The organism is Dehalococcoidia bacterium (assembly GCA_035310145.1).
In the GTDB taxonomy this organism is placed as follows: domain Bacteria; phylum Chloroflexota; class Dehalococcoidia; order CAUJGQ01; family CAUJGQ01; genus CALFMN01.
In genome coordinates this window covers 23,969-37,019 of sequence record DATGEL010000042.1, presented here as the reverse complement: position 1 = coordinate 37,019, position 13,051 = coordinate 23,969, and the positions used below count along the sequence as shown (strand labels likewise).

The 13,051-nt window shown below is 70.5% G+C and carries 15 protein-coding genes; 5 read left to right on the top strand and 10 right to left on the bottom strand.

The features are described 5' to 3' along the window. Positions 1-17: 17 nt before the first annotated feature. The 3 genes from VKV26_08205 to VKV26_08195 all read right to left on the bottom strand — a co-directional run bounded on the left by VKV26_08205 (position 18) and on the right by VKV26_08195 (position 2,151). Entirely contained in the window at positions 18-779 is a 762-nt protein-coding gene (locus VKV26_08205) for a DUF6788 family protein (protein ID HLZ69875.1), read from the bottom strand. A gap of 130 nt (positions 780-909) precedes the next feature. Beyond that, positions 910-1,707 carry an SDR family NAD(P)-dependent oxidoreductase gene (locus tag VKV26_08200; protein ID HLZ69874.1) on the bottom strand — a complete coding sequence of 266 codons (798 nt, stop codon included), beginning with the start codon at positions 1,705-1,707 and terminating at the stop codon, positions 910-912. Positions 1,708-1,893: 186 nt separating this feature from the next. Continuing rightward, a complete protein-coding gene (locus VKV26_08195; protein ID HLZ69873.1) occupies positions 1,894-2,151 on the bottom strand; it encodes an Lrp/AsnC ligand binding domain-containing protein in 258 nt (85 codons plus the stop codon). Between the two features lie 122 nt (positions 2,152-2,273). On the opposite strand from VKV26_08195, the gene VKV26_08190 reads away from it, so the two are divergent. Both VKV26_08190 and VKV26_08185 read left to right on the top strand, forming a co-directional pair. Then, entirely contained in the window at positions 2,274-3,341 is a 1,068-nt protein-coding gene (locus VKV26_08190) for an alanine racemase (GenBank protein HLZ69872.1), read from the top strand. Continuing rightward, the gene (locus tag VKV26_08185) at positions 3,328-3,798 is read left to right on the top strand and encodes a methyltransferase domain-containing protein (protein ID HLZ69871.1); all 471 of its coding nucleotides are present in this window, start codon (positions 3,328-3,330) and stop codon (positions 3,796-3,798) included. The genes VKV26_08190 and VKV26_08185 overlap by 14 nt, the downstream gene beginning before the upstream one ends. 7 nt (positions 3,799-3,805) lie before the next feature. On the opposite strand, the gene VKV26_08180 is transcribed toward VKV26_08185, so the two are convergent. Beyond that, on the bottom strand, positions 3,806-4,294 hold the full coding sequence (locus VKV26_08180) for a RidA family protein (GenBank protein ID HLZ69870.1): 489 nt from the start codon (positions 4,292-4,294) through the stop codon (positions 3,806-3,808). A 115-nt stretch (positions 4,295-4,409) separates the two neighbouring features. Between VKV26_08180 and VKV26_08175 the strand changes: the two genes are divergently transcribed. Beyond that, on the top strand, positions 4,410-5,366 hold the full coding sequence (locus tag VKV26_08175) for a nucleoside hydrolase (protein ID HLZ69869.1): 957 nt from the start codon (positions 4,410-4,412) through the stop codon (positions 5,364-5,366). Between the two features lie 13 nt (positions 5,367-5,379). Here VKV26_08175 and VKV26_08170 read toward each other — a convergent pair whose 3' ends face one another. The 4 genes from VKV26_08170 to VKV26_08155 all read right to left on the bottom strand — a co-directional run bounded on the left by VKV26_08170 (position 5,380) and on the right by VKV26_08155 (position 8,152). Beyond that, complete coding sequence (locus tag VKV26_08170) at positions 5,380-5,616, bottom strand: MoaD/ThiS family protein (protein ID HLZ69868.1); 237 nt, start codon at positions 5,614-5,616, stop codon at positions 5,380-5,382. A gap of 106 nt (positions 5,617-5,722) precedes the next feature. Further along, complete coding sequence (locus tag VKV26_08165; protein ID HLZ69867.1) at positions 5,723-6,517, bottom strand: enoyl-CoA hydratase-related protein; 795 nt, start codon at positions 6,515-6,517, stop codon at positions 5,723-5,725. 30 nt (positions 6,518-6,547) lie between these two features. Then, positions 6,548-7,276 (bottom strand): hypothetical protein, encoded by a 729-nt coding sequence (locus tag VKV26_08160; protein HLZ69866.1) that lies wholly within the window; start codon positions 7,274-7,276, stop codon positions 6,548-6,550. Positions 7,277-7,312: 36 nt separating this feature from the next. Further along, on the bottom strand, positions 7,313-8,152 hold the full coding sequence (locus VKV26_08155) for a sulfurtransferase (protein ID HLZ69865.1): 840 nt from the start codon (positions 8,150-8,152) through the stop codon (positions 7,313-7,315). 178 nt (positions 8,153-8,330) lie between these two features. Between VKV26_08155 and VKV26_08150 the strand changes: the two genes are divergently transcribed. Beyond that, positions 8,331-9,569: an amidohydrolase family protein gene (locus VKV26_08150; GenBank protein HLZ69864.1), complete on the top strand. Its 1,239-nt coding sequence runs from the start codon at positions 8,331-8,333 to the stop codon at positions 9,567-9,569. A gap of 486 nt (positions 9,570-10,055) precedes the next feature. Here the strand turns inward: VKV26_08150 and VKV26_08145 are convergent, their stop codons facing one another. Further along, positions 10,056-10,289 (bottom strand): type II toxin-antitoxin system HicB family antitoxin, encoded by a 234-nt coding sequence (locus VKV26_08145; protein ID HLZ69863.1) that lies wholly within the window; start codon positions 10,287-10,289, stop codon positions 10,056-10,058. A gap of 254 nt (positions 10,290-10,543) precedes the next feature. After that, entirely contained in the window at positions 10,544-11,620 is a 1,077-nt protein-coding gene (locus VKV26_08140) for an LLM class flavin-dependent oxidoreductase (GenBank protein HLZ69862.1), read from the bottom strand. Positions 11,621-11,998: 378 nt separating this feature from the next. Between VKV26_08140 and VKV26_08135 the strand changes: the two genes are divergently transcribed. Continuing rightward, positions 11,999-13,036 carry an rRNA adenine N(6)-methyltransferase family protein gene (locus tag VKV26_08135; GenBank protein HLZ69861.1) on the top strand — a complete coding sequence of 346 codons (1,038 nt, stop codon included), beginning with the start codon at positions 11,999-12,001 and terminating at the stop codon, positions 13,034-13,036. Positions 13,037-13,051 lie beyond the last annotated feature (15 nt).

Below are 13,051 nucleotides of genomic sequence, written 5' to 3'. Positions count from 1 at the left end.
GGTGCCGAACCGAGCGGTCACAGCCCTGCCGGCGCCTCGGCGCGGGCCGTCGCCGCGGCGGGCAAAGCGTCGGGCTGGGCGCGGGCGCCGCCGCAGTGCGGGCAGAAGTTCCAGTTGGCCCGCAGCGGCTTGCGGCAGGAGAGGCACTTCTTGCCGGCGCTGGGCAGGCCGCGCAGCGCCGTCACCGCCGCCATCGCCTTCTCCAGCGAGACGCCCTGGCGCGCCAGTGAGGCGACCATCGGCAGGGCGGCGAGCCGCACCACAGCGAGCAGCAGATGCTCCGTGCCGATCGCCGGGTCGTGCCAGCGCCGCGCCTCGTTCGTGGCCAGTTGCGCCAGCTTGCGGCCGCTTACCGCGGTCGAGGCGAGCGTTACGTTCGCCAGCAGTGGCCGCAGCGTCGCCTCATTCACACCCAGCGCATGCAAAGCGCGGGCGCCGGTGCCATCCTCCAGCCGTGCCAGCGCCAGCAGCAGGTGCTCCGGGTAGAGCCGGCCGTAGTCGGCCGACTGCCAGGCGGCAAGCAGCACGCGCTGCGCCGCCGGTGTGCACTTCGCCAGCCGCCAGCCGGGCGGCGAGGCGACGGCGCTTGCCGGCGGTGTGACGCCGGGCGGCAGCACCTTGCCGATGTAGCGGCTGACGGTGCGCGCCTTCTCCTTCCAGAAGGCGTACCAGTACGGCCCGTGGCCGCCTTTGCGGGCGCAGGTCTTGCAGCCCACCTTGCCGCAGCGCACGAGCTGCGGCCGGTAGGTGCGGCCATCGAAGCTGAAGGAGGCGTCCACCGGTCAGCAGGCTTTCCGCGCGGGAACACGACGGGCGTTCCCAGTGCACGCGCATCATAGCAGGCCCGCCCTTGTCGCTGCCGCCGTTTCGGCAAACGTTACAAAGGTGACACCTGCAATTGGTTACGATTCAGTTGAGCATCTGCCCGCCGTCGACGTTGATCGCCTGGCCGGTGATGTTCTTCGCGTCCTCGGAGCACAAGAATGCGGCCAGCTTGCCGATGTCTTCTGGCGTCTGTTCGCGGCCCAGCGGCGTGCCGCGCTCGATCGTGCGCTCGAACACCTCGCGCCGGCGCACGACTTCGGGATCCTCGCTGCCTTTGAAGACCGATTCGAGCTGCTCCCACATCGGCGTCCAGAGCAGGCCGGGACAGATCGCGTTGACGTTGATGTTGTAGCGTCCCAGTTCTTTGGCCAGCGCCTGCGTGAAGGAGATGACGCCCGCCTTGGAGACGGCGTAGTGCGGGATCGACTCCACGCCCTGCCGCCCGGCGATCGAGGCGATGTTGACGATCTTACCGCTGCGCCGCTCCTTCATCGCCGGCGCCACGGCCTTGCTGACGATGAACACGCCCTTGACGTTGACCTCGTAGCACCAGTCCCAGTCTTCTTCGAGCAGGTTGGTAAAGGGCAGGCCGCGCCGCTTCGTCGCCACGCCGGCATTGTTGACGAGGATGTCGATCGCGCCGAACTCCTCCAGCGCGCGGCGCGCCATCGCATCGGCCTCGGCCTGGCGGCGTACGTCCATGCGCAGCGCCAGCGCCCTGCGCCCCTGCGCCTGCAGCTCCGCCGCCGCCTGCTCGGCATGGGCCATGTCGATGTCGGGAATGACGATCGCCGCGCCTTCGTCGGCGAGGCATTGCACGATGCCGCGGCCGATGCCGCGCCCGCCGCCGGTCACGATCGCGACTTTGCCGTCGAGCTTCATAGAAAACCTCCGAGGGCGTAGGGCGTAGGGCGCGTAGGGCGTAGGGCGTAGGAATGAAGGCGAGAGTAGCTTCAGCGCGGCGCAACCGTCGAAGATCGCCGCCGCGGCTCAGCCTCGATCCACGAGACCCGCCGGCCGCTCACGGCGGATTGACCGGCGCTTGCCGGCCACCCCGGCTCCTCTACCCTACGCCCTGCGCCCTGCGCCCTTTTCCGGAAACGTCACCAGGCTGGTCGTGCTCTCGATGCCGTCGATGCGACGGATGCCCTCGCCCAGGATCGGCGGGATCTCGGCCAGGTCGTCGACCTCGATCTCGACCACGATGTCGTACGGTCCCATGACTTCGTGCGACTCTTTGACCGCCGCGATCTCGCGGATCTTCGCCAGCACGCTCTTGGTCTGGACCGGGTCGGTCACGATCAGCACGTACGCCTTGACGGCCATGCTCACTCCATCGCCCGTGGCGAGGCGCCACGTCGCTGCCTTCGCAGCCGCAGTGTCGCCGCCGCGCCGGCCGCCGTCAAGGCGATGCGCCCGCCGATCGTGCCCCGTGCTATGCTCCGGCCATGAACAAGCACGACGTCGACACGCCCGCGCTGCTGCTCGATCTGGATGTGGTCGAGGCGAACATCGCCGCGATGAGCGCCTACTTCGCCGGCCAGCACAGCGGGCTGCGGCCGCACTTCAAGACGCCGAAGACGCCCGAGATCGCGCGGCGCCAGCTCGCGGCCGGCGCGATCGGCATCACCGCGGCCAAGCTGGGCGAGGCCGAGGTGCTGGCCCGCGCCGGCCTCGGCCCGATCCTGATCGCCAACCAGGTCGTTGGCCAGCGGAAGATCGACCGCCTGCTGGCGCTGCCGGAGTCGGTCGAGGTGATCGTCGCGGTGGAGAGCGAGTTCAACATCCGCGAGCTGGAAGAAGGCGCCGCGCGCAGCGGCCGCACACCGCAGGCGATCGTCGAAGTGGACACGGGCATGCACCGCTGCGGCTCGGCCAATCCGGAAGAGACGGTCGAGCTGGTGCAGCGGCTGCTGGCCGGGCCGGTGCGCTACCGCGGCATCATGGGCTACGAGGGACACGCCGTCCTGCAGAAGGACCCGCAGGAGCGGATTAAGCTGGCCGATGCCGCGCTGGCCACGCTCGGCCGCCACGTCGCCGCGCTGCAGGCGGCGGGGCTGGCGCCCGAGATCGTCAGCGCCGGCGGCACCGGCACCTTCGACATCGCCGCCAGCGCGCCGCATGTGACCGAAGTCCAGGCCGGCTCGTACGTCTTCATGGATGGCGCCTACCGCGCCGTGCGGCCGGACCTGGGCCAGCCGGCGCTGACCCTGCTGACGACGGTGATCGCGCGGCACGGCGACGTGGCGATCGTGGACTGCGGCATGAAGTCGCTCTCGAGCGAGTTCGGGCCGCCGCAGGGCCAGTGGCACGGACTGCCGGTGAAGATCCTGCGCCTCAGCGAAGAGCACGGCCACCTCGACGTGGCCGGCACGGATCTGCAGCCGGGTGACAAGGTCGAGCTGGTGCCCTCGCACGGCGACACCACGATCAATATGCACGCCGAGTACAACGTTGTGCGCGGCGATGAGGTCGTCGCCGTCTGGCCGATCGAGGCGGCGCGTGCCTACAAGTAGACTCTTGTTCCACCTGCCGTTCCTTTCGGGCGCGGCGCCCGGCCAATCGGTGCCCGCGCTGGGTTTGGACGAAGCCATGCTGCGCGACCTGGCCGCTCAGCCTGGCGAGCGGTTGCTGCTCATCGGCTGCCGGTTGGCGGGTGGCGCGTCGCGGGAGACGAACGTGCTGCCGGAAGCGGCGGAAGCGGTGCGCTGCGATGCGCGGGCGCTGCCGCTGCTTTCGCACGCGATCGACGCCGTGCTCGCCTCCGCGGCCACGCTCGCCGACGATGCAGCCCTCAATGAGTGCCGGCGGGCACTGGCTCCGAGCGGCACGCTGGTCGCGCTGGACGATGGCGGTGGGCAGCTTCCGGCAGCGGTAGCCGGCCTGCGTGCCGCGGGTTTCAGCATCGAACGCGAGGACGAGGGCGCCGTGGTCGCGCGGGCGCCGCGCGGCTTCCGGCCGGCCGCCGGCTGAGTGCCGGCTAGGCCGGCTCGACCTCCACGATCAGCTCGATCTCCACAGGCATCTCGTTGGGCAGCGACTGCATGCCCACGGCCGCCCGCGCGTGGCGCCCCGCCTCGCCGAAAACTTCCACGAAGAAGTCGGAGGCGCCGTTGATCACATACGGCTGGCGGCCGAAATGCGGGGTGCAGTTCACCATGCCCAGCATCTTGATCAGTTGCCGCACCTTGTCCAGGTCGCCGATCGCGAGCTTGAGCGTGGCGAGCAGGTTGACTGCCGTCTCCCGCGCCGCCTGGTAGCCCTGCTCCTCGCTGTACGTGCCGCCCTCTTCCTTCGCGCCGACCTTGCCCACCCACTGCGGCGTGCTGCCGCGGTTCGGTCCGTGGCCGGCGAGATAGACCAGGTTGCCGGTGCGCCGCCAGGTGACGAAGTTCATCCCCGCGCGCCCTGACCCGCTCGCCTCCGGCAGCTCAAGCCCCAGCTCCTTCAGCCGCGCTTCGATCTTCACGCCACGCCTCCGGCCGCGGGATTGCCGGGGCGATGGCTGGCGCCCGGCGCACGGCAAGCGCAGTATACGCTGCGTGACGGGGCGGCTTCGCCGCCGCTCGGAGGGACCGGTCACCATGCCTGCAGCCGCTGCACCATTGCGCCTGATCATCGATACGGACATCGGCACCGACGACGCCCTGGCGCTGATCATGGCGCTGCGCCATCCCGGCGCCGGCGTGGAGCTGATCACCACCGTCGCCGGCAACGCGCCGCTGGAGCACACCACGCGCAACGCGCTCTACGTCGCCGAGCTGTGCGGCAGCGACGTGCCCGTGCACGCGGGCTGCGCTCGCCCCCTCCTGCGCGAGCCGGGCGACGCGCGCCACGTGCACGGCGAAGACGGCCTCGGCGACTTCGGCTTCCCTCTGCCGAAGCGAGAAGCGGGCAAGAGCCACGCCGCGATCGCGCTGATCGAGACGATCCGCTCCGCCCCCGGCGCGTGCTCGCTGGTCACGCTCGGCCCGCTCACGAACGTGGCGCTGGCGCTCTCGCTCGATCCGCAGATCGCCGGCATGGTGCGGCGCTGCGTGGTGATGGGCGGCGCCGCGGGCCTGGCCGGCAACGTCAGCGCGGCCGCGGAGTTCAACATCTGGGCGGACGCGGAGGCGGCGCAGATCGTCTTCCGCTCCGGCCTGCCGATCACGATGGCCGGCATCGAGCTATGCCGCGGCCCCGCGCGCTCGACGGTGGAAGAGTATGCGCCGCTGGAGGGCTGCTCCGAACAAGTGCCGCACTTCGCCTCGCTGATGTTCACATACATCGGCGGCATGGGCCGCGGCCGCTACGGCTGGCAGGGCGAGGCGGCGATTCCCGACGCGGTGGCGATGGCGATCGCGCTCGACCCGGCGCTGATGCCGGAGTACGTCGACTGCCCGGTCGCGATCGAGACCCGCCCCGGCCTCAGCTACGGCGCCACGCTCCTCGACCGCCGGCCCGGCGCAGACGAGACGGCGGCGGGCAACGTCCGCGTCGCGCTGTCGCTTGACATCGCCGGCTACAAGAAGCTGCTGTACCGCGCCGTGGGGTTGTGAATCGCGGACCGGCTCAGCCGCCGGCGATGCCGACCAGCAGTTCGAGCGCGTCGCCGTCGGCGAGCGGCGTGTCCAGCTCTACCTGCTGGCCGTTGACGATCGCCAGGATCGTCTCCAGGTCGGGGCCGTGGAAGCCCTCGGCCTCGGCCACGGCGCCCGGCGTCAGCCCCGGCGCGAAGTCGAGAGAAAGCCGCTCCTGCCGCGACGCCGCCCGCTTCGCCAGGATCGGCATCAGCTTGACGTCAACCATCGCTGCGGATCTCCTCCGGCGCGGGTGTTCGTGTGAAATCGGGACGCCGAATGTCGCGCCTGGCGGCGCGAAGGGCGCACGCCGTACGCGCTACGGGATTCCCCAACTACCGACGCACGAAATGCGGCTCGCGGCGCTCCAAAAAGGAGCGTACGCCTTCGCGGTGGTCCTCGGTGGCGAACATGCGGGTCAGGGTCTGCGCGTTGTCGTCCACGTGGGCGCGGGCGTCGCGGGCGAGTCCCTGGTAGAGCAACCGCTTGATCTGCTCGACCGCCAGCGGGGCGCCGCGCGCCATCTGCTGGGCCAGTTCGTCGGCGCGGCCATGCAGCGCTCCGTCCGGTACGACCTCGTCCACCAGGCCGATGCGCAGCGCCTCCGCCGCGTCGATCATCGCGCCGGTATAGAGCAGCTTCGCCGCGCGGGCGAGGCCGATCACGCGCGGCAGCAGCCAGGTGCCGGCGCCCGTGTCTGGCACAAGGCCGCGCTGGGGGAAGATCCAGCTGAAGCGGGCGCTTTCGCCGGCCAGCCGCAGATCGGCCTGCAGGGAGAACTCTGCGCCCAGGCCGACGGCGGCGCCGTTGACGGCGGCGATCACCGGCTTGGGCAGGCTCAGGAGCGTCCAGGGCGCGGGGCGATCGGGGTCGGGAGCCTCGGCGGCACGCGGCCTCGCCTCGGCCGGCAGGCGCTCACTCAGCTCGGCCAGATCGGTGCCGGCGCAGAAGGCGCGGCCGGCGCCGGTGACGACCAGCGCGCGCACCGCGTCGTCGTCGCGCGCCTCGCGTACGGCCGCTTCGATGCGGTCCAGCATCGCGTAGGTGAGCGCATTCATCTTTTCCGGCCGGTTGAAGGTCAGCCAGCCGATCGAGTCGACGCGCTCGTAGGCGATACCGTTCTCGCTCATGCCATCCTCTCGTCCGTGCCGTGACTTCGCTTAGTGCGCCGGCGCCAGCAGCGGCGTCGAGCCCGCCTGCAGCTTGTCGGCCTGCTTCTTCGCGAGCGTCTCGGCCTGCTTGCGCAGGCCCTCTGGCTCGGCGCCGCCCGGCGCGCTGGGCGCCCGCAGGGCCACGAGCATGAGGTAGCCGCCGGAGCGCACATAGACGCGGTACGAGTGCCAGGTACGCGCCGCGTCGCCGTCGCCCTGTGTCCAGCTGATCTGGAAGGCGGCCGAGTCGTCGCCCAGGACGTCGAAGTCCTGGAGCAACGCGGTGCGCACGTCGCGCGCGTCGGGCACCTCGGTCTGCAGATCCTGCTGCACGTCCGCGGGGCCGACATCCTCGTCGGAGGCAGCCGTGACGAACTCCGCAGCTTCGTCGATCGACTTCTGTCCCAGTGTGATCAGCAGATTCGTGGCGGGCGGCGCGGCGGCGCCGTTTGCCTGCTGCGCCTTCACGGTGAGCCGGCGCTCGAACTCGCGCGTGGGCTGGGCCACGGGCTGGCCGTCGTCGTCCACGTACTGATCAGACGCGATCGCGTAGGCGCCGCCGAGGTCGGCGGGGGCGAGCGCCAGCAGCGCCAGCACGACGGGCGAGACCTTCTTCGCCTGCGCCGTGTGGCCGTGCGCGCAGGCGGTGAACGCCAGCACCAGCAGCGCCATGCCGGCCAGCAGTGCCCAGCGGCCGGAGTGCGAGGGCGGATCAACGGCCCGCGCGGATCCCTTCATACGGGTCAGTGTAGCACCGCACCACGTGCGGCCGTGTCAGTGCGGTTCCAGCACCAGCGGCGTGTCCTCGCGGTTGGCCCATTCGCGCATCGAGCCGTCGTAGTTGCGGACGTTGTTCCAGCCCAGGAGCTTCAGCACAAACATTCCGTGCGCCGCACGGATGCCTCCCTGTCAGTAGGTGACCACTTCTGACTCGGGTGAGATGCCCTCCTTCGTGAGCATGCTGCGCAACTGCTCGGCGGGCAGGAAGGTGCGCCTGTCGTCCTTCGTGACGAAGTTGAGCCATTCGAGATGCACGGCGCCGGGCACGTGGCCGGCGCGCGTGTTGCCGCGGTTGTTGGCGCCCCGCCACTCCTCGTCGGTGCGCACGTCCAGGATCTGCGTGCCGGTCTTGCCGATCTTGGCCTTCAGACCATCTACGCGGCAGATCAGGTCTTCGTTCGGCTTCGCGTGAAACGTGGCCGGCTCGGCGTGTGTCTGGTGGAAGGTGACCGGGCGGCCTTCGGTGAGCCAGCGGTGCCAGCCGCCGTTCAGCACCTTCGTCTTCGTGTGGCCGTAGTAGTTGAGCACCCACCACAGCCGCGTCGCCACGAGCGCGTTGTTGTCGTCGTAGGTCACGACGGTCGTGTCATTGTTGACGCCGAGCCGGCCCATGAGCTGTTCGAAGCCCTCGGGCGGCATCACGAACGTCTCGTCGGCCGGATCCTTGATGTAGATGTGCACGGGCAGGCCGACCGCGCCGGGAATGTGCGCCCGGCGGTAGGCTTCGAGCGTCGCGCAGTCGATCATCCGCACATCGGGATCGTTGACATGCGCGGCGAGCCAGTCGGGCTCGGCCAGCAGCTCCGGGTGGGCGTAGCCGGCGGATGCCATCACGCTGCCTCCTGACGCCTTTCATGCGCTGCGAGTTGATGCACTGGCAGGGACGGCAATTATCGTAGCACGCGCCGCCGGGGCACCGTATGCTGTGCCGCAGCAACGCGCGCCGGGCCGCCCGGTGCTGCACTCCGCGCGGATTGCTTCACCGGCCCATCTGCTTCACGGAGGCGCTGCCATGTCCCAGCCGTCACCGGAACCCATCGCCCTGCACGCCGAACTGCTGATCGACGGTGTCTCGCCCGAGCCGCTGCGCGACGGCGTCGTATTGATTGAAAACGGCGCGATCGCGGCTGCCGGCCCGGCCGGCAAGGTACACGTGCCGGCCGGCGCCCGGCGCATCGAGCTGGGCGAGCGCACGCTGCTGCCCGGCCTGATGGACGTGCACGTGCACCTGCGCGGCGGGCGCAGCTACATGGACATCACCACGCCGCACGACCTGCAGGTGCTGCGCGCCGCCGAGGACTGTCGCAAGCTGCTCGATGCCGGCTTCACCACGGTGCGCGACGTGGGCTCCGAGGTGGCCCTCTCGCTGAAGCGGGCGGTGAACGAGGGCGCGATCGCCGGACCGCGCATCTACGCGGCGGGGCCGATCATCTCGCAGACCGGCGGCCACGCCGACCAACACTACCGGCCGCTGGAAGAGGCGCGCCGCCGCCCCGGCGCGATTCTGGCCGATTCGCCGGAGGAGTGCCGACGCGCCGTGCGCACCGCCATCCGCGCCGGCGCCGATCTGATCAAGATCTGCACCACGGGCGGCGTCGGCTCGGAGAACGACGACCCCGAGGACGAGCACTTCACCGGCGAGGAGATCGCCGCGATCGTGGAGGAGGCGCACCGGGCGAAGCGGCGCGTGGCCGCGCACGCGCAGGGCAAGGCGGGCATCCTCAACGCCGTGCGCGCCGGTATCGACTCGATCGAGCACGGCTACTACTTGGACGAGGAGTGCGCCGAGGAGATGAAGCGGCGCGGTACCTGCTTCGTGCCCACGCTGGCGCTGCTGGCCGTCTACCGCCGCGCCGCGAACAGCCCGCACGACATGCCGCCCTGGCGGCTGCGCAAGCAACAGGTGGCGATCGCCGCGATCGAGCGCTCCTTTCCCCTCGCCTGCCAGAGCGGCCTGGCGATCGGCGCCGGCTCGGACTACTTCGGCGGCCCGCTGCGCGCCCATGGCGACAACGCCGACGAGCCGGTGAGCATGGCGCACGAGGGTATGGCGCCGATGGCGGCGATCCAGGCGGCCACGGCCGGCAGCGCCCGCGTGATCGGCATCGACCGGCACACCGGCACGCTCGAGCCGGGCAAATGGGCCGACGTAATCGCCGTGGACGGCGACCCGCTGGCCGACATCGAGGCGCTGCGCCGCGTCGCCTTCGTGATGAAGGACGGCGCCGTCTACAAGCAGCCGGCTGCCTGAAACGGCATGGACTCAGCGGCGTTGGAGGGTGAAGCCTGACTGGAGCGCGGCCGGCTCAGCCGTCCCAGCCTGCGACCAGGTCTCGTGCCATCGCCTCGGCTGCGAGTTCGCGTTCTTCCTCGATGCCCTTGAAGGACTGGTCGGTATGTAAGGCCCCGCTGTCCTTGCCACGACGCTGTCCGCGGGCGGGCCGGCGAGGACTGCTTCCAGCGCCGGGTTGTACGGCGCCGGTGTGATTTTGGCGGCGCTCAGCGGAATCAGCATCGCCACATCCTCATCCCGGCGCCGCGGGCGGCATGGCCGTCCGGTCCGGCGCACCTCTTCGGCCAGGCGCGCCAGCTCCGGGCTGTTGGTGACGTCTATCGACGCTGTTTCATGCGTCGTCTCGCCTCGCTCCTGCGCAAGAAGCGTATGACGGCAGCGACGGATGGCGGTCCGCTCGCGACGGCCAACGGATCGTGGGGCGGTCCGTTGCCCTGCGGGTGCTTAGCTAGCGGCCGCTGCAGTCTCCGGCAAATTCACCGAGGCGACGATCACGCCGCCGGGAGGAACCGGCTGACCGTCCTCTCGGAGCGCCTCGATGTGGGAGGCGATCGCCCCACGTGCGTCGCCCAGCAGGTCTTCGAGCGATTCGCCCTGGGCGAAACAGCCGGGCAGTGCTGGAACCTCGGCCCAGTAGCCGCCTTCTTCGGCGGGATGAATCACGATAATGTAGTCCATCAGCGATGCCCTTCCAAGACGAGGACGAACTCCTCCTCGCTGTGTCCTGCCTTGCGGATGGCGGCCCTAAGAAGGTCGATCTTGACCGGTTCTCGCCACCCCGAAAACGTCACAACGTGGCCAATCGGCATCTTGATGTTTATGTGACCCTTCGCACTGCTCTGCCGGCACGTTCAAGCGCCCGGACCGCGTCACGCGGACGTCTATCTCACAGCTCGCCCACTCGCATTCTCCCACGCTGGCTCAGCCCGACGTTAGCTGCTCAGCGTCGTCGCCGCGCCCACCGCTGCCGGCTCTGCACTGACTTCGTGCACCAGCTGGAGGGCGCGGCCGAGCGTGTCCAGCCGCTCCTGCATCGTCTCGCCCGCTGGATCGAGGCGCAGCGTGGTGATGCCGGCGTTCCGGTAGGCGCGGATGCGCTCGCGCACCATCTCCTCGGTGCCGAGCAGGTTGGCGTGCAACACCATCTCGTCCGGCACCAGCGCCGCCGCCTGCTCACGCTGGCCGTCGAGCCAGAGCCGTTGCACGGCCAGCGCCTCCTCCTCGAAGCCGGCGCGGCGGAAGGCCTGGTTGTAGAAGTTGTGCCGGCGCGAGCCCATCGCGCCCAGCGTGAAGGCCAGGCCGGGCCGGCGCACGGCGATCAGCCGCTCCAGATCGTCGCCGAAGGCCACGGCGCCGCCCGCCTGCAGGTCGATGTTGGTCAGCCGGCGGCCGGCCTGCTCGGCGCCATGGCGCAGATGCGTGAAGAAGACGTCTGCATGCTCGGGCATGAACGAGGTGCCGAGCCAGCCGTCCGCAAGCTCGCCGGTCAGCTCCAGGCTCTTCGGGCTGAGCGTGGCCAGGTAGATCGGGATCGGCCGCGACTGCGCGCCGGACTTCAACGCTTTGCCCTCGCCGCCGGGACGCGGCAGCTCGTATACCTCGCCCTTGTAGACGACGCGCTCGCCGCGCGCGGCCATGCGCACGATCTCGAGATACTCGCGCATCCGCTGCACCGGCCGCCGGAAGGGGATGCCGTGCCAGCCCTCGATCACTTGCGGTCCGCTGGCGCCTAGGCCAAGCACGAAGCGCCCGTTCGACATCGAAGCCAGGCTCAGCGCCGTCATCGCCGCCATTGCGGGCGTGCGGGCGCCGACCTGCATGATGCCGGTGCCGAGCTGGACGCGCGCGGTCTTCGCCGCGATGTAGGCCAGCGGCGTGACCGCGTCGTGCGCCCAGGCCTCCGCCGACCAGATCGCGTCCACGCCGAGCCGCTCGGCCTCGACGGCGTAGGCGGAGGCGCTCTCCCAGTCTTCGATCGCCAGCCGGTGAAAGCCGATCGCTACGCGCATGACCGTTCTCCTCACGCCGGGCGGCGTGCTGGCCACCCTCCCGCAGCTTGGCATTGCCGCCATACCGAGGGCAATGCGCCGGGGCGCCGACCGATCCCGCCGCTCCTGCCGTGGACGGCCGCTGCCGCCCCTGCTATGCTGCGTTCGTCACGACCGCGCACAAGAAGGGCCGTCCTATGGGTGTCACTCGCCTGCGCACCGCCTGAGCGGAGCCCGCCGGGTTCGTCGCCTGGGCGGATTTGCGCCGGCGCCTGCCAGTGCGCCGCGCGACCCCCTCGTCGGTACCACGCTCCCGATCGATCCGGGCTCCGCTCCACGCCGCAGCGCTGTTCAGCGCGCGGCGTTTTGCTGTGCCCGAATTCCGTACGGGAGCATGCCATGTCCGCCGCACGCGATCTCAGCCTCCGCTGCACACAGAATTTCCTTACCGACCCGGCGCTGATCGATTGCCTGCTCGACGCCTCGACGATCGGGCCGGACGACCAGGTCTACGAGATCGGGCCGGGCACGGGCAGCATCACCGAGCGGCTGCTGCGCCGCTGCCGCCGGGTGATCGCCGTCGAAAAGGACCCGGCGCTGGTGCGGCGCTTGACAGAGCGCTTCGCCGGCTGTCCGCGCCTCACGCTGCGGCAGGGAGACGCGCTCACTGCGCTGTTGCCGGCCGCGCCGTACAAGGTCTTCGCCAGTCTTCCCTTCAACAGAACGGCGGCGATCGTCTCGCGCCTTACCCACGCCGCGCCGCCGCCGGAGGACCAGTACCTCGTGGTGCAGCACGAAGCCGCCTTGCGCTTTTGCGGCCGGCCGGCAACCACGCTCTACGCGCTGCTGCTCGCGCCCTGGTTCGAGGCCGGCATTATTCATCGCTTCCGGCGCAGCGACTTCGCGCCGCGGCCGGGCGTCGATGTCGTGCTGCTGCGCCTCGCCAAGCGCGGGCCGCCGCTCTTGCCGGCCGCACAGGCGCAGCGCTACCGCGACTTCGTAACGTTCGCCTTCACCTGCCGCCAGCCTTCGCTTGCGGAGACGCTGCACCGGCTGGAACCCGGCCGCTGGCCGCGGCGCGCCCTCGCCGACACCGGCATCGGGCCGAACGCTCGGCCGGGTGAGGTTCCCGTCGAGCGCTGGCTGTGTCTATTCGAGGCGTTTCGGCGCGGCGCCGGCACCCTGGCCCACGATCGGGTGCAGGGCGCCGAGGCTCGCCAGCGCCGGCAGCAGACCCGCCTGCACAAGCAGCACCGCACCCGCGGCCGGGCGACGGGACCGGGCCCACCGCGACGGCGCAACAGCGGTTGGCCCGCGGCGGACCGCCTGGATTGCCACATCAACAGCTCGTCGCGCTTCAGCGCGGCGTTTCACCTGGATCGGGCGGGTGAGCTGCTCGCAAAGCAAACGAGGACACCCGAGCGGAGGACCGCGTGAGATCTGAGCCCGCGA